Source organism: Oceanibaculum indicum P24, from assembly GCF_000299935.1.
GTDB classification, from domain to species: Bacteria; Pseudomonadota; Alphaproteobacteria; order Oceanibaculales; family Oceanibaculaceae; genus Oceanibaculum; species Oceanibaculum indicum.
Genome location: NZ_AMRL01000024.1, coordinates 1 through 14,780, shown reverse-complemented (window position 1 = coordinate 14,780; position 14,780 = coordinate 1). Strand labels below are relative to the sequence as shown.

Sequence of the window (14,780 nt, the reverse complement as noted above, 5' to 3'; positions counted from 1 at the left end):
TTTTTTTGAAACACATTCACGAAATGCGCTGCGGCACCGCATCGCTTCGGGGGCTTCCAGAAGGACCCGCGCCGGGGAAGGACGGCGCGACCGCCTAAGCGGCCAGCCCGACCACCCCGATTGGAGCCGGCCACGGCCACGCCGCCCATCGCCGGCGCGGGTCAAGTCTGGAATGGGAGGAAACGCCCGTAAGCGTAGCGATGTGCACCGCACACCAGGCCAAAAAGAAAACGCCCGCCGGGCTTCCCCAGGGGCGTTCTTTTTTAGGCTGCACTCACTCTGTCAACGAATTTTCGTATTGTCAACGACAATCAACACTTAGCCGATGTAACCCTTCCGCACACCAGATGCAGGGTCATTCCCACGGCATGGGATCGGCACCGATGCCGGAAAGCCGGTGCGCCTCCAGCCCGCCATGCCGGAAGGCAGCGAAGACAGCAGCAACGCCATCATACCAGCGGCGGTAATCCTGCCGCAGCGCATCGCGATAGATCACATGATCGGCGGGCTGCACCGCGCAGGCGATTGGATTGCGGTTCGCGTCATAGATCATGCGATAGCTGCCGCGCACCGGGCGGCCGAAGCCATCATGGCGCGGCTCGCCCTTCCAGTCCGGTTCCATGCGCGGCCGCATGGCCTGCCCCCAATCCGGGCAGCTGCCGGCGCGGGCATGGCGGATCATCCAGGGCGACAGGCCGGGCAGCGCCGCGATCACGAAATCATGCACCGCCTCGGCATCGGGATGCAGCCTGGGCGATACACCGACCGGCCCGCCATCGATCCGCACCCCCAGCACATCGCGCCGCATGAGGGCCGCGACGCCATCGGCGGAGCTGCCGCGCGGCTCCAGCCCGGCGGCATCGCGCTCCGGCCCGATCAGCCCGGCATCGGCAAGCCGATCCGCGCACTGATCGCGATAGGTCCATTCCAGCAGGGCGCGCGCCGTGATCTGGCGAAGCTTCCGGGCCGGCCCGGTCGCACCCGATGGCGAACCCGCCGCCTCCGCCGAACGGATCGAGGAAGAAGCCGCATCCTTCGCACCCAGCGGGGCCAGCTTCCGCCCGGCTGTTATCTGTAATCGAGAATTCATATACGTACCCCCCTCAAAACCGCCCCCTTTAAGCTGACTTTTATATTAAAGGAGGGCGCTTCGATAACTCGATAACAAACGGGGTTTTCCCGTTTATTTACAATGGGTTGTGGTGTTATCGAAAGGCGGCGCTGTTAATAACAGACGATAACAAACCGCATGGCTGTTAATAACAGATCGCGCCTTAATAACGCTTCGATAACAGACTACAGCGCATGGAACATTCGGGGAACACCACCACACTTACTTATCCCCGGATTTCTCGCCCCACCCCCTCAAACCTCACCCTCATCCACCTCCGGCGGGGCTTCCGCATCGGCGGCCCCGGTCACCTCCGGCCCCACCGCCATGATCGCCTCCGGCCGCACCTGGAACGAGGATGGCGGGCGGTACGGGTTGACCCGGAAGCCGATCAGGGAGGACATCACCCCATCGTCGCTGTAGCGCACATTTTTCACGACCTGCCCGCATTCGCGCAGCAGCTTGCCCAGGAAGCGCGTCGATATCTTCCGCGACCCCTTGTTCCATCGGTTGTACACGTCAACCAGCGTGGCCAGCGGGATCGCGCTCTTATTGTCGGGCATGAGCCGTTCGCGGAGGAACTGCCGAACCGGGTTGGCATCGATCCGCATTTCCGACAGGACTTCGCGCGCCTTTGGCACCTCGGTAAAGCGGCCCCGCCGCTCGACCAGGCGCTTGGCCCCCTCGATAGCCCAGCAAAGGATGCCCTGCATTTCCTCCAGCAGCGCCGCTTCCAGCCCGTCATCCTGCCGGTCGGGCGGGATGACCCGCGTGAAGGGCACAATCAGCAGACGGTTCAGCACGCCTTCCGTCCGGTCATTCAGGCGCGGCAGGCTGTTGGTTGCGAAGACGTGTTTCGCGCGCGGCGTGTACAGCTCCGGCTTTTCATTCTTGCCGTTCAGCAGCACCGGTTCCTCGGTCGATATCAGCGTCTTGAAGCCGCCATCGGCCACGACCGCATCGACGGACAGCTCCGTCACGACATTGAGGAGCTTCCCCTTGATGACCCAGCGCAACACCGGGTTGTCCATATGCTCGACCGCCAGCGTGCAGCACGCATCCTGCCCGACCATATGCTTGGCGACATGCAGCGGCACCGTCTTGCCGCTGTTGCTCTCACCGAACAGAACGAGGGCTTTCTTGTAGCGCGCATGGCCAAGGACGATGTAGCCGAAGAATTCCTGCAGCGCCTCGATTTCCGGCGGCTGCTGGCCTTCGCCGCGATCCTCCGGCGGCGGCGCGTCAGGATCTCCGAACCAGTCTTCCAGGCAGGCCAGCCAGCGCGGGCATTGCGCGCGGGGCGAATAGTCCCAGGCCATGACCCGCTCCAGATAATCTTCCGGCCGGTGCGGGCGGATTTCGCCGCTCCGGCAATCCACCACGCCATTGCGGCAGGCGATTTCGTAATCCGCGACGCGCCCCCAGGTCACCGGCTGGTGGCAGGCCGCGCGCAGGAAGCTGACAATTTCGCCGCGCCGGCGGGCGGAAGTGGAGCGCGGACCATCGACAGCCAGCGCCCAGGCATGCAGCTCCGCATCGGAAAGCTGCCGCCAGAAGCCGGCATCATATTCGTACAGCCGCCCGCCATCATCCGCGATCAGTCGCCGCTCCTCCATGATCTCTTCCGCCAGCTTGTTCGGCGGTTCGCTCTTGGCTGCCATTACCGGGTTATCCTCCTCCACATACCGGGGCGGTTCAGATCAATTCGCCCTGCCGGTTCAGGGCGCGGCGCGACGGTTTCGGCCGCGCGCCCCCCTCTCCGCCGGCGGGCTTGTGTTTCGTGCAGTACCAGCGGCCCGGCTTGCCCTGCCGCAGGAAGACGCCATAGCCCCAGCTCGCGACGGCGGGGCAGCGGCAGCAGCGCCTAACGGCAGGGGATGGCGGGGCAGATCGCCGCGCGGTCATTCGGGCACCCCGGAGAAACACCCGCACCCACCCCAATCGAACATATCGATCTGACCGCCGGCCTCTATGCGCTCTCGCAAGGCCCGCATGGTCAGCGGCCTTTTTCCACCGCCGCCGCGACGATCCGTCATCATCGAAACATCCGCCTCAAGATGAGCGCGGATCGCCAGCTCCTGGCCCTCGTGATACCGATAGATTTCAGGGCGGTTCCGCAGCAGATTGGCAGCCTGCGCATGGCCGGCCTTGATGCACCATCCGCCGCAATTGGCGTGCGAATGCCCCTCATCATAAAGGCGCGGGCGGCGCAGCCCCGCCGCCGCTACAAGCCGAAAGACATCCCGCTTTGTCAGGAACGGTGCCTCCGTCAACGGCGCTTCATAGACCCAGCCATCCGCGCCCCGACGCGGGCGAACCCCACCCCCTGCACCATCATCGAAGCGGTGCGCCTCGCTCCAGTCGATCCCGACATCAACGACAGTGGCAGCGGGATCGCAGTTTTCAGCCAGCCAGCGATCCGCGAGCTGCCGCTTTAGAATTCTCGAACAGGGATCGACGCGGCTATTACCCAGGAAGCGCTCATCAAAAAACACCTGCCATGGGTTGCGACCTTCGATCAGCCAGACGAAACCAGGCAGCAATTCCATGGTCTCCGCCGCCAGGCCGCGCAAGAACAGCGCCCGCGCCTCCGGCTCCCAGATAGGCGGAAAACTGTCGATAGGGGGGACGAATTGTCGTGGCAACGAAGCGCCGAGGATGTTGGCCGCGCCCTCTATCAGGAAGCGATAATTATCCTCATCCTCGATAAGCGTATCGGTGAAAAGCAGCGTGATTGGCTCGACACCTACGGCCGCAACCCGGCGTTTTGCAGCGGCCCAAGAACCGACGCCACTGGACCACATTTCGATGTAGCGCTTCACCGTCCGCCCCCATTGGCCGGCCCATCCGGCGCCCGGATCACATCGTTGAAATCCAGCCCCTCGGTGTGCGGCAGAACGATGCTGGACGGTACCGGGCGGGCCCGGTTTGCAAGGCTTTCCTGCAGCGCCGCCACCGCGATCATCCCCGGCCGCTTGCCGAACATCGGGCCGGGCGTCTCGCACGGCCGGTCATAGTCCGGGCAGATCACGACTTCCTCGACCCAATCGGGCAGCACGATCCCGCGCAGGCCGCTGGTGGACAGGCAGGCCCAGACGCAGGCGCCGGGCCACAGCGTCAGCAGCGACAGCGCGGTTTCTATCCCTTCTGCCAGCACCAGGCGCGGCTTGCGCGGGGAAAGCCGCACCGCAGCACCCCGCGCGGGACCGAGGATCATCTTGGCCGTACCGACATCCGCCTTGCCGCCGGTGCGCGACAGGAAGGTGCGGTGTATGGCGACAATCTCGCCATCGGCGCGCTGGATTGCCGCCACCATGGCGGGAAATTCGCCGCCATCCGGATGCGTCAGCGCCGGCGCGTGGCGCAGGCTTTTCGGGATATCGCCAGGGAAGCCCCGTTCGCGCAGATAGGCTTCCGTCCGCGTGCCATCGGCGGGAATGGTCCCGCCCCGCCAGATGCGCCGCGCCCAATCGCTGTTGCGCTTTTCGCGTTCGATAAGCGCCATGTCATCGGCATAGGCGGATCGGCGCGGGGGCGGCAGCGCCACCCGGTCATCCGTCAGGCCAAGGAAGCCCTTGGCCCATGTCACCGCCTGCCCCGGATCGGCGGAATGCAGATAGGCGTAAAGGTCGATCAGGTCGCCATGTTGCCCGGCGGCATGGTGCCACCAGCGCCCGCGTTTCGGGCCGGAAATGCAGACCGAGAGACTGTCCCCCAGCCCGCCGCGCGCCCGCTCCAGCTCAACCCATTCCGCGCCGCGCCTCGACCCCAGCGGCAGCAGCGCCCGCGCCACCTCCTCCGCCCGATCCGCCAGCAGGCCCGCGATATCGCGAACGGTAAGCCTATCCGGCCCATATGCGCTGTCGGCAGGCATCGCGCCCTAATTCCCGTTCGCGGGAGAGAGCGGCGCGGGCGATCCGGCTTCGCTTTGTTGCCGCCGCCGGTTGAACGCCACCGCCGCTACAATGGTGGTGCAACAGGAAGCTTCCAGTTTGGAGCCGTCAGGATCGGGAACCTGCGCAACGACATAGCCGGTGACGGAACAGAGACCCGCCAGCACATCCCGCAAATCCATGCCTGCCGTCAGGTTGCGAAGCACCATTTCCGTAAGATCGGAATAGAACGCTTCCGCACGGGCATCACGCGACACCATCACGCGGCCTCCTCTCGGTCGGATTGGGGATCGCCGGCATCATCGCCATCGGGCGCGGCAGAGTCCGGCTCCGGGCGCAGCCTGACGAAATCCTCCGGCCGCAGATCGATGCCCTCCGCCTCCGCATAGGCCAGCAGCGGCGCTTGCCAGGATGCCGGCACCAGCCCGCCGCCGATTGCACCCGGCTTGGACGGGCACCATGTATGCTTGTAAACGCAGGACAGGGAGCGCTTGACGATGCGGCTGACAACCGCAGCGCCCCCTACTTTTCTGACGATGACCTTGGCGATGGTTTCGGCCACGAGGCAGCCTCCTATCGGCTGAAAAACCACAGAGAGAGGTGTTTGTCGTTTTTCGACATACTATATTTAGCCGAAAACGACAATATGAGAGTTTGACCGGCCCGCACTGAAACCGGATTATCCAAACCGGACAGCGCGAAGGCCGGGCCACCCCTGACGGAGACACCCGGATGATGGCAGCGACGGCAATGCAGGCCCCGCAGCGCGCGCAGGAACCGCCGATCCCCGCGAATGACGCGGGCCGGAAGCGAAAGCTGCTGCTGATGATTTTGAAGAAAGACCTTGTTGACGGCCGGCTGAAGGCGTTGAACAAGAACCGCACCTGGCTTGCCGGGCAGCTAGGCGTTACCCCCAGCACCATCACCAAGCTGCTGAAGGATGACAGCCAGATCAAGGGACCGACCATCGCCAGGCTTGCCGAGGCACTGCAGGTGGACCCGCGCGAAATCATGCGCGCATGGGGCATATCGACGGCAGCGGAAACCCCGCGCATCCGGATCGGCTATCGCATTACCGACGATGGCGAAGCCCAGGATATTGACGAAACGGTGATGGGGCAGATATGGGCGCGCCGCCCCGCCGGCCTGGAAGAAGGCTATGCCGCCATCGTGGATACCGACGCCCTGGCACCGCGCTACATGCGCGGAGAACTGATTTTTGCAGCGATTGAGCGCGACACCCCGATAGACCAGATCACCGGGGAATGCATCGTGACCCGCAAGGATGGCCGCCGGCTGCTGCGCACCATACAGCCCAGCGTGACCAAGGGGCGCTATGCGCTTGTGTCGCTATGGTCCGGCAAGGTCGAACTGGACGCGGAGATTGTCGAGGCCGCGCCGATCTATTGGCATTGGCCCCGCCCGGTCAGTTGAGGCCGATCCATGGCGATAGATCATGGACTTATCAGCCAGCGGATGAAGGAATTGAAGATCCGCCAAAAGCAGATCGCGGCAGTGCTTGGCGTCACGAAATCGTCAGTATCCCGCAAGCTGTCCGGTCAGCTGACCATCAGCCTTCCGGAATTTCTCATCATAGCCAGAATGCTTCAACTCGACGTTCGTGACGCGATCCGAGCCTTTGGCTATGACCCTGACACCGGCCCGCGAAAAGTGCCGCCGCCGGTAAAGGAATAAACACACAATCGCATCAGCGCTTCAGGCGAATGCCGAACAGCGCCATCACCATCCGCACATCCATATCCAGCGCATTGGCAAGACCGGCCATTTCCGCCGCTGTCAGCGGAGACACCCCGCGCAGCTTCCTTGAAAGCGAGCCTTCCGGGATGCCCATTTCCGACGCCAGCCAGGACTGATTTTTCCCCAGCCCCTTCAGGATATGGCGGATGACAGCCTGAACAGATGGCCGCCCTTCAGCGCCAGCGCTCAAAAGCAGAACTCCGCCCGCGCGATACGCTGCCGCACTCCGCCGGCCGCCTCATACCAGCACAATTCATAACGATCCTTTCCCGCATGCTGCGCCACCAGCGCATGAAAGGCGAGGTGCGGATCGCGGGTTATGGGCGTGCTGTAGCGTCCCCTGACTTCCATCGAATAGCGGCCCCGGCTGATTTCCTCGCACTCCCCCACCAGGCGGAATTTCACCGGATCGGCACCAGCCCGCTTTGCGATCAGGTACACCGCCATTTCGCAGAAATCCCGCCGGCTGCCGCGCCCGTCATAAGGCGACAGGATGACCGCCAGGACGGCAACAGCGACAAGCCCCGCCAGACCCCACATCAGCTTTTTTAGCAAAATCACCTCCCGGCACGCGGCCTCGAACAGCATTCAGGCACTAGGAAAAGTTGATTAGCTGCAATTTTAACAACTGTTTATCCGATATGGAATTTCCTGCTTTGTCGTTTTTGGACAATTCCTCTTGCTAATTTTTGTCGCTTTCCGATATTTTAGGGGTACCACCACCCAAGGAGGCACCCCCGATGCCCGACAATCTCATTCCCTTCCCATGCGCGCTGGCACGGCTTCGCCGCGCCCGGCAGGACCAGCAGCACGGCGATCCGGGCCGCATCCGCCCCGGTGACCGCGTGCATTCCACCGGCGGGCGCGACGGCTTCGCCATCGAAATACGCGAGGAGACGATCACCATGCTGTCGGAAGGCGTGCGCTACACGCTGTCGCGCCGGCATGTGCGGATCGGCTGTTCCGATGCCGCGATGGATGAAGCGCTGGAGGCCGTGCTGTGAGCGCGGCCCTCCTCTCCGGCGGGCTGCTGTCCGCAGCCATGACCAGCAACGGCATCGTGGGCGGCGCACTTTCGGACGGGCTGCACCAGCCGTCAAACGCCGGGCTGCCCTCACACCCCGAACCCTGGCGCCCGCTGCCCGTTCCCTTCGCCCTGCACGCCGCGCTGGCGACCGTGCAGGCGGAACACCGCCGGCACCGCATCGCGGACATCACCCGCCGGGCCGATGCCGCCGTCCGGCAGCTCATCGCCCGCGCCGATGCCACCACCGACGATGCCGCCGTTGATGACATGCTGCACGCGGCCTCGCTGCTGCAACAGATGGCCTTGCTTGGCGAGACGATGGCGCTTGCCCTGCAGGATGCGGACGCGGAGCTGGCCAGGACAATCACGCAGGGGGCGATCCTGCAAGATGCGGGCACGCAGGACAGCGCGACAGCGGAGGATGGGAGGCCGGAGCCCAAAGGGGACACGGCATGAGCGGCCTCTATCGCGCGTTCAAGCGCCTGATCGGCTGCCGGCGGCATGTCCGCCGCCCCGCCGCCACCATCGGCAACATCCGATGGCCCGGCCTGCCCGGCGCCTGACACGGCCGGGCAACCGCCAGCCAACACCGCCAGCACCGCACCAGCTTTCCGACCAGCCCGACAGGAGGGGGAGAACATGGCACATACGACTTTACACCCGATTGCGATGACCGTTCCCGCCGCACCCGGCCGCAGCATCACGATATGGACCGGACCAGCGAAGAATGAGCCGCGCCTTGAGGTGCTGCTGATCGGCTTCGCGGGCGATCAGGGCAGCGGCAAGACATGGTGGCGCCGCCGCGTTGAGGCCGAACTTTCCGCCAGGCAAAAGCCCGCCCGGCTGGTTTCGGAAATGCCGCATGAAGAAGTCATGCGGGTTGAAATGACCGGCATGCGCGAAGCGGATATCATCCGCGAAATCATCGAGCCGATTGTCAGAGAAATCATCGATACCCGCCGGCCGAAGCAGCCGGAACAGATCGCGCCGCAAGCCGATATCGACCGCTTTTACGTCGAACTGGTCGATATGGCCCCGGCGCTGCAAAAAACCCTGCACGCGCACCATCCGCTGCTGGCCGAACATATCGCCGCGACGCTGGCGAAAATCGGCCGCGAAATGGTCCGGCAGATCGTGATCGAGGGCTTCGGGCCGGCGCATGACGACCAGTACCGGAATGGCGAACTGGAGCATGCGGCATCCAGCTATGCCCTTACCGCACAATGTGAACACCCGGAAGTGCGCAAAATCGTACTCTCCGAGCCGATTGGCAACTGGCCTTGGCCCGTTGAATGGTGGAAACCCAAGACACCGGAACGGGACGCCGTGCGCGCCGCCGCGCTGTTGGGCGCCGCCCTCATGCGCCGCGACCGGGAGGAGGCCGCGAAGGAAGCGGAAGCCGCCAGCGCCACCCGCCAGCAGGCGGAGGGCTGATCCGATGGACGCGAACAAGCCGGAAACTATCACGGTCAAAATCCGCACGCCTATCCATCTGTTGGCCACCGGCCCGCAGACAGCTTGCGACATCTGGAACCGTCATTACCCGGTCGGCACCCCCGTAACGGCGACGAAGGATAAGGGGGAAAAGGTCGAGACGGTCACCCGCTCCGCCGCCGAAGTGATGGGCGGGCACACCGCCGTCATCTGGCTGGAGGGCATCAGCGGCGCTTACCTGCTGTCGCGCGTCATCGGCCGCCAGCAGGCGGAGGAAATGTTTGCCAACAAGCAATTCGCGACGCTTGAAGGCTTAAAGCGCGCAGCGGTGAAGCTGAAGCGCGCCGAAGGCATCAGCCACAGCGCGGCACTGGAAGAGATCGCCCGTGATGCCGGCTTCGCCAACTACAGCGATGCCCTGCAGGCTTACAAGAAGGGGCAATCCTGATGCCCGGCAAATACTCCCTCACCCTCACCGCCGCCGATCATCGCCAGAACGGCTTTGTTGCCCTCGCCAGATGGACAGGGCTTTCCGAAGCCGAGGCCCGCGCGCGGATCGCCACCGTTGACGCCATGGTCAGCGATGACAGCGAGCCGGATATCAAGAATTGCGATTTCAGTTTCATCCTCGACCTGCACGATCCGCGCTATGACCAGATCGACACTGGCAAGCGCTGCCTGCCGTCGCAGATCGCGATGATGCTGGCACCGGGCCAGGTACAGCGATGGCTTGCCGACCGGCCGGCCCCCGACAGCATGCTTTGCACCGAAATTCCGGTTCTCGACCACTTTCCCATCCTGACGGGAGGGCTGACCTCATGAGCGGCGATCTCAAGATCATCGGAGAAAACTTCGAGCGCGACATCGCGCGCCTGAAAAGAGCGGCGGTTGCCGGCACCCTCGCCAGCATGCCCCACGTCATCAACATGGTCAGGCAGGAGGCCGAACAGGTTGAGGCGCAGCTCCAGCTAATGCCCGTCCCGAATGAAGGCCCGAACCGCGCCACGCGGCGGAAGCGCCGGGCGATGCGCCTGCACTGCTGGCATGACTGGCAAGGCTTCATCCATTTCAGCCCGGATGCGAAGGACTGCAAGTTTCCCCTATGCCGCCTGATCGACCGGCCCCGCCGGGCGGACAGGCTGATCCGCGCCGTGGCGAAGATCGCCACCTATGACGCCGATGCGGGAAAGTGGCGCATGCCCGGCAGCGAGGAAACCGACGCGGGAGAAGCACGGCTCTATGAGATTGCCGACGCCTTCCGCACTCAGCTCACACAAGCCTATGCGAGGCAATCCTAATGCGCGCGGATACTCTCCTCCTCCTCCGCGACCGCGCGCAGAGCGGCGGCGGGTTGTTGCTCCCTGCGCCCGCCGCCGCTGCCCTCCTCGACCTGATCGAGGCCGCGTGCCAGCTGCACGACGCGGAGGAAGCCCAGGATCAGGCGATGGAACTGGTGGACCATACCGCGATGCGCGATGCCGAGGCGGATATCAGGGATGCCCGCCGGCAACTGGCATCCGCAACCGCCGCCGCCCGCGCCCTGCCGGAGTTGCAGCCGGTGGCCTTCACGACGCCGCCGAAGCCGGGCGACATGGTGCGCGCGATGATCGATGGAAACCCCCGCCTGCAGGCCAAACAGATGGCCCTGCGAAGCCAGTTTCTTTTCACCGGCAGCAACCGGCCGAAGCGGGAGTGCGGGGAATGATCGCCCGTGCGCTCCGCGTGCTGATCGCCTGCGAATGCTCCGGCATCGTGCGCAACGCCTTCCTGCGACGCGGGCATGATGCCTGGAGCTGCGACCTCCGCCCGGCGGAGGATGGCAGCAACCGGCATATCGTCGGGGACGCCCGCCCGCTGCTGCGCGACGGATGGGATTTACTCATGGTCGCACATCCGCCCTGCACGCGGCTTTGCCGCTCCGGCCGGCGCTGGCTGTCCGGGCCGGGCAACATGACCCCGCCGAAGCAGCTTCCCAGGGGCCGGACATGGGAGAGCATGAAGGCGGAATTTGAAGCGGGCGTTGACCTGTTTACCGCTTTCTGGCGTGCCCCGATTGACCGCGTGGCGATTGAAAATCCGGAAATGCACGACATCGCCCGCGCCCGTATGCCGGCGGACCTCCCCCGGCCGCAGATGGTGCAGCCGCATTGGTTTGGCCACCCGGAATACAAGGCGACAGGCTGGTATCTGCGCGGCCTGCCGCCGCTGGAGCCGACCGAACGCCTGCCGGAACCGCCCAAAGGCTCCGAAGCATGGAGGCAATGGAACCGCGTTTGGCGCATGCCGCCCGGCGCGGATCGCGGGCAACACCGCAGCCGGTTCTTTCCCGGCATGGCGGCAGCTGCCGCCGATCAGTGGGGAAGCTTCGCGCTGCAGGCCATCGCCGCGCCGGCCGATCCGCAACCGGAACTGGAACGCGCGTGATGCCGTCAATAGGATCTCATCACTCCGCGCGCGCCGCGACCGAGGAATGGCTGACCCCGCCGGCCATCATCGCCGCCCTTGGCCCGTTCGACCTCGACCCCTGCGCGCCCGTTAACCGCCCATGGCCGATGGCCGCCCGGCACTTCACCATCATCGATAACGGCTTGGCGCAACTCTGGACCGGCCGGGTATGGCTCAACCCGCCTTACAGTGCCAGTGTCATCGGCCGCTGGCTGGCGAGGATGGCCGCACACAATCACGGCACGGCGCTGATCTTCGCGCGCACCGAGACGCAGCCCTTTTTCCGCTATGTATGGGAAGCCTGCACCGCCCTGCTGTTCCTGGAAGGGCGGCTGCACTTCCACTATCCGGACGGCACCCGCGCCAAGCCAAACGGGGGCGCGCCCTCGGTCCTTTGCGCCTATGGCCGGAAGGATGCCGACCGGCTGGCCGACAGCGGCCTTGCAGGGCAATTCGTCCCGCTGCTGATCCCCACATCCCTCCTCATCCCCCGGCCCGCCGGAGACGCCGCACCAGGCGCCGCGACTTGGCGGCAGCTTGTGCGCGCGATCCTCGCCAGCGAGGGGAAACCGATCCCGCTGGCAGAGCTGTACAGGCTGATTTCCGGCCACCCCCTGACCGAACGCAACCGCAATTGGCGGGCGAAGGTGCGGCAGACGCTCCAGCGGGGCGCCGGCCGCCGCGCCGCACCTGGCATCTGGCAACTGGAGTTAACCCTATGAGCGACCGAGACAGCGACACCGACCCCGCCATCAAGGCGGCCGATGCCGCCCTGGCACCCCTGATCGCAACTATGACGGGCGATCAGCTTGTCGAATTCGGCGTAGGCATCATGGCAAAGGGCGTCATGCGCACCGCCCAATCCGCAGGGCATGAGGAAGCCGCCGACCTCGCCAGCGCCGCATCCAGCGCCCTGACCGCCATCCATCTGGACATGCGCCGCGCGGCGGCGCGGGCGGGCCTGTGATGGGCGCGAACACGGGTATCGAATGGACGGACGCCACCGTCAATTTCTGGTGGGGCTGCACGAAGGTCGGTCCGGGATGCGATATCTGCTATGCGGAGAAGGTCGCAGAGCGGTTTGGCGGCCCTCTTTGGGGCACCGGCAAGCCGCGCCGCAAGATCAAAAGCGCCGTCGCGCTCATGCACCGGCTCGACAATAATTACTCATGGTGGGCTGCAGATCACCAGATCGCCGGCCATCACGCCACCCACAGCCGCCGCGTGTTCGTACAATCCATGTCCGATCTGTTCGATCTGGAAGCGCCCCTGCCATGGTTTGAAGAAGCGTGGCGCACCATCCATGCCTGCGACCGGATTTACATCCGGAGCGTCCCCAAGCGGCTGGCCGCCATCGAAAAGCGGCTTGCCGAAGTCGGGCGCGGATGGCCCGCCCATGCCGGGCTGATCGTCAGCATCACCTCGCAGGCCGAAGCCGACCGGGATATTCCGCGCCTGCTGCATCTCTTGGAGCGGCACAACATCCCCTGGATCGGCATATCCGCCGAACCGCTGCTTGGCCCCATCACCCTGCCGCCGGAATTCCTTGCCCTCGGTAAGCGAGCATGGGTCATCGCCGGTGGCGAGAGCGGCACCGAGGCTCGCCCCATGCACCCGGATTGGCTACGCAGCCTGCGCGACCAGTGCGCCGCCGCTGGCGTGCCGTTTTTCTTCAAACAGTGGGGGGAATGGATAGGCGGCGGGCCGGGACGTATTGAATGGGGCGGCTTCCGCGACCTGTACGCATGGGGCGCCGGGGCATATTCCGGCCGTGTCGGCAAGAAGCGCGCCGGCCGCCTGCTGGACGGCCGCGAATGGAATGGACTGCCGCAATTCCAGCCGGAACGGGAGGCCGCCCATGCCTGACCCCGCCACCAGCTTCAAGCTGGCACTGGTTGCCATCCTTCTATCCCTGCTGCTGCTGACACAGGAGGTACCGACGCCATGACAGATCATCCCGACAGCTACCACGAAGGCGCAGCCGCCTGCCGCAGCGGCCTGCCGCTGCACCGCTGCCCTTATGGGGAGAACGATACCCGCCGCGTGGACTGGATGCAGGGCTGGCACGATGCCGAGGCAACGGCGCCGATCCCTACAGCCAGCCTGGCCACCGGGATCAAGGCCGCCCGATGCGATGCTTGCGAAGGCACACGGAAGGTCAGGGACATCATGGGCAGCGCCCGACCGTGCAGCCGTTGCGACCCCGCCGGTTTCAATCAATGGAGCCACGAATTGTGGTGCGCGGATCGCCGCGAAAACCTCGCGAGATGCACAGCGGAAGCCAGCCGATGACCGACACCCCGCGCGGCTGCACCAGCCCCTTTCCTTTCCGCAATCACCGCACCATGGCGGAGGTGATGGAACGCGAACAGGCCGCTGAAATCCGCCGGGCGGAGGCAGCATCGCCCATCGATCAGCGCCGCCGCGACGCGGCGGCATCGGATCGCCTCGCGGAAGCCCTCGCCAGATCGGCCGGACAACCGCAAACCTTCTAACCCCTTCATAGGAAGAGGAAAATGCGGATTAACGTGTATAGCCAAGAGATGACCAGTGAAATCAACACGGTCGAGAAGGTCAGCAACACCGGCCTCACCTATAGCGCCGTGCAAATCATGCTGCATTCGTCGCCTATGTTGCATCACCCGCCGCAGGATGATGATCGAAGCGCAGTCACATTCTGGCTGCCAAAATCTCCTGAACGCAGGGAGGAGATTGCCCGCGCTTTCGAAGACATGGCCGCAAAGGTACGCGCGGCCCGCCCCGAAACCGGACTGGATTGAAAGGGAATGAAGAAGCCATGTCCCTGACCTATCCGCACCAGCAGGCCACCCCCCGCGCGGCCGCGCAGCCGATCCGCCCACGCCTGCTGCGGCTCGACCAGGCGGCGGCGCTGTGCGGCGAAACGCCATTGACCTTTGAGCGGCTGGTGCGGGCAGGGCATTATCCGAAGCCGGTTGACCGGCCGGGCCGGCTCCGGCTATGGGATCGGATCGCCCTGGAGGAACGGATAGACCAGCTCTCCGGCCGCGCCACCCCACCGAAGGGGGTTGACCTCGATGACGAATTCGGGACCGAAGCCCCGTAAGATCAGCGCCCCGCTGCCGCGCTACGT

At 64.9% G+C, this 14,780-nt stretch carries 25 protein-coding genes; 17 read left to right on the top strand and 8 right to left on the bottom strand.

Features of this window, described 5'->3' with window-relative positions:
- Positions 1–355: 355 nt before the first annotated feature.
- The 6 genes from P24_RS15180 to P24_RS15155 form a co-directional block, all read right to left on the bottom strand.
- Positions 356–1,090 (bottom strand): hypothetical protein, encoded by a 735-nt coding sequence (locus P24_RS15180; RefSeq protein WP_008945624.1) that lies wholly within the window; start codon positions 1,088–1,090, stop codon positions 356–358.
- Between the two features lie 275 nt (positions 1,091–1,365).
- Positions 1,366–2,772 (bottom strand): DNA primase family protein, encoded by a 1,407-nt coding sequence (locus P24_RS15175; protein ID WP_008945623.1) that lies wholly within the window; start codon positions 2,770–2,772, stop codon positions 1,366–1,368.
- A gap of 240 nt (positions 2,773–3,012) precedes the next feature.
- A complete protein-coding gene (locus P24_RS19400) occupies positions 3,013–3,933 on the bottom strand; it encodes a hypothetical protein (protein WP_008945622.1) in 921 nt (306 codons plus the stop codon).
- Entirely contained in the window at positions 3,930–4,985 is a 1,056-nt protein-coding gene (locus tag P24_RS19395) for a DUF7146 domain-containing protein (protein WP_008945621.1), read from the bottom strand. The genes P24_RS19400 and P24_RS19395 overlap by 4 nt, the downstream gene beginning before the upstream one ends.
- Before the next feature lie 6 nt (positions 4,986–4,991).
- Positions 4,992–5,264, bottom strand: coding sequence for a hypothetical protein (locus P24_RS15160; protein WP_008945620.1), 273 nt, complete (start codon positions 5,262–5,264; stop codon positions 4,992–4,994).
- Complete coding sequence (locus tag P24_RS15155; protein ID WP_008945619.1) at positions 5,264–5,566, bottom strand: hypothetical protein; 303 nt, start codon at positions 5,564–5,566, stop codon at positions 5,264–5,266. The genes P24_RS15160 and P24_RS15155 overlap by 1 nt, the downstream gene beginning before the upstream one ends.
- Positions 5,567–5,736: 170 nt before the next feature.
- Between P24_RS15155 and P24_RS15150 the strand changes: the two genes are divergently transcribed.
- Both P24_RS15150 and P24_RS15145 read left to right on the top strand, forming a co-directional pair.
- A complete protein-coding gene (locus P24_RS15150; protein WP_008945618.1) occupies positions 5,737–6,438 on the top strand; it encodes a helix-turn-helix domain-containing protein in 702 nt (233 codons plus the stop codon).
- Between the two features lie 9 nt (positions 6,439–6,447).
- Entirely contained in the window at positions 6,448–6,699 is a 252-nt protein-coding gene (locus tag P24_RS15145) for a helix-turn-helix domain-containing protein (RefSeq protein WP_008945617.1), read from the top strand.
- A 13-nt stretch (positions 6,700–6,712) separates the two neighbouring features.
- On the opposite strand, the gene P24_RS15140 is transcribed toward P24_RS15145, so the two are convergent.
- Together P24_RS15140 and P24_RS15135 are read right to left on the bottom strand one after the other, a co-directional pair.
- Entirely contained in the window at positions 6,713–6,952 is a 240-nt protein-coding gene (locus tag P24_RS15140; RefSeq protein WP_040707967.1) for a helix-turn-helix domain-containing protein, read from the bottom strand.
- Positions 6,949–7,350: a hypothetical protein gene (locus tag P24_RS15135; RefSeq protein ID WP_008945616.1), complete on the bottom strand. Its 402-nt coding sequence runs from the start codon at positions 7,348–7,350 to the stop codon at positions 6,949–6,951. The genes P24_RS15140 and P24_RS15135 overlap by 4 nt, the downstream gene beginning before the upstream one ends.
- A gap of 152 nt (positions 7,351–7,502) precedes the next feature.
- Here P24_RS15135 and P24_RS15130 point away from each other — a divergent pair, with 152 nt between their 5' ends.
- The 15 genes from P24_RS15130 to P24_RS15065 all read left to right on the top strand — a co-directional run bounded on the left by P24_RS15130 (position 7,503) and on the right by P24_RS15065 (position 14,753).
- The gene (locus P24_RS15130; RefSeq protein WP_008945615.1) at positions 7,503–7,766 is read left to right on the top strand and encodes a preprotein translocase subunit YajC; all 264 of its coding nucleotides are present in this window, start codon (positions 7,503–7,505) and stop codon (positions 7,764–7,766) included.
- Positions 7,763–8,245: a hypothetical protein gene (locus tag P24_RS15125; protein ID WP_008945614.1), complete on the top strand. Its 483-nt coding sequence runs from the start codon at positions 7,763–7,765 to the stop codon at positions 8,243–8,245. Before P24_RS15130 ends, P24_RS15125 begins: the two co-directional genes overlap by 4 nt.
- A gap of 183 nt (positions 8,246–8,428) precedes the next feature.
- Positions 8,429–9,223 carry a hypothetical protein gene (locus tag P24_RS19390; RefSeq protein ID WP_156816333.1) on the top strand — a complete coding sequence of 265 codons (795 nt, stop codon included), beginning with the start codon at positions 8,429–8,431 and terminating at the stop codon, positions 9,221–9,223.
- Positions 9,224–9,227: 4 nt separating this feature from the next.
- On the top strand, positions 9,228–9,671 hold the full coding sequence (locus P24_RS20310; protein ID WP_008945612.1) for a hypothetical protein: 444 nt from the start codon (positions 9,228–9,230) through the stop codon (positions 9,669–9,671).
- Positions 9,671–10,045: a hypothetical protein gene (locus P24_RS19385; protein WP_008945611.1), complete on the top strand. Its 375-nt coding sequence runs from the start codon at positions 9,671–9,673 to the stop codon at positions 10,043–10,045. The genes P24_RS20310 and P24_RS19385 overlap by 1 nt, the downstream gene beginning before the upstream one ends.
- Positions 10,042–10,521: a hypothetical protein gene (locus P24_RS15105; protein WP_008945610.1), complete on the top strand. Its 480-nt coding sequence runs from the start codon at positions 10,042–10,044 to the stop codon at positions 10,519–10,521. Before P24_RS19385 ends, P24_RS15105 begins: the two co-directional genes overlap by 4 nt.
- A complete protein-coding gene (locus tag P24_RS15100) occupies positions 10,521–10,928 on the top strand; it encodes a hypothetical protein (protein ID WP_040707962.1) in 408 nt (135 codons plus the stop codon). The genes P24_RS15105 and P24_RS15100 overlap by 1 nt, the downstream gene beginning before the upstream one ends.
- Positions 10,925–11,647 (top strand): hypothetical protein, encoded by a 723-nt coding sequence (locus tag P24_RS15095; protein ID WP_008945609.1) that lies wholly within the window; start codon positions 10,925–10,927, stop codon positions 11,645–11,647. Before P24_RS15100 ends, P24_RS15095 begins: the two co-directional genes overlap by 4 nt.
- The gene (locus tag P24_RS15090; RefSeq protein ID WP_008945608.1) at positions 11,647–12,390 is read left to right on the top strand and encodes a DNA N-6-adenine-methyltransferase; all 744 of its coding nucleotides are present in this window, start codon (positions 11,647–11,649) and stop codon (positions 12,388–12,390) included. The genes P24_RS15095 and P24_RS15090 overlap by 1 nt, the downstream gene beginning before the upstream one ends.
- Positions 12,387–12,635: a hypothetical protein gene (locus P24_RS15085; protein ID WP_008945607.1), complete on the top strand. Its 249-nt coding sequence runs from the start codon at positions 12,387–12,389 to the stop codon at positions 12,633–12,635. Before P24_RS15090 ends, P24_RS15085 begins: the two co-directional genes overlap by 4 nt.
- Complete coding sequence (locus P24_RS15080; protein WP_008945606.1) at positions 12,635–13,534, top strand: DUF5131 family protein; 900 nt, start codon at positions 12,635–12,637, stop codon at positions 13,532–13,534. Before P24_RS15085 ends, P24_RS15080 begins: the two co-directional genes overlap by 1 nt.
- Positions 13,535–13,612: 78 nt before the next feature.
- Positions 13,613–13,960: a ribosome modulation factor gene (locus tag P24_RS20150; protein ID WP_156816332.1), complete on the top strand. Its 348-nt coding sequence runs from the start codon at positions 13,613–13,615 to the stop codon at positions 13,958–13,960.
- Positions 13,957–14,163 carry a hypothetical protein gene (locus P24_RS15075; protein WP_040707960.1) on the top strand — a complete coding sequence of 69 codons (207 nt, stop codon included), beginning with the start codon at positions 13,957–13,959 and terminating at the stop codon, positions 14,161–14,163. The genes P24_RS20150 and P24_RS15075 overlap by 4 nt, the downstream gene beginning before the upstream one ends.
- Before the next feature lie 21 nt (positions 14,164–14,184).
- The gene (locus tag P24_RS15070; RefSeq protein WP_008945604.1) at positions 14,185–14,448 is read left to right on the top strand and encodes a hypothetical protein; all 264 of its coding nucleotides are present in this window, start codon (positions 14,185–14,187) and stop codon (positions 14,446–14,448) included.
- 17 nt (positions 14,449–14,465) lie between these two features.
- The gene (locus tag P24_RS15065; protein WP_008945603.1) at positions 14,466–14,753 is read left to right on the top strand and encodes a helix-turn-helix transcriptional regulator; all 288 of its coding nucleotides are present in this window, start codon (positions 14,466–14,468) and stop codon (positions 14,751–14,753) included.
- Positions 14,754–14,780 lie beyond the last annotated feature (27 nt).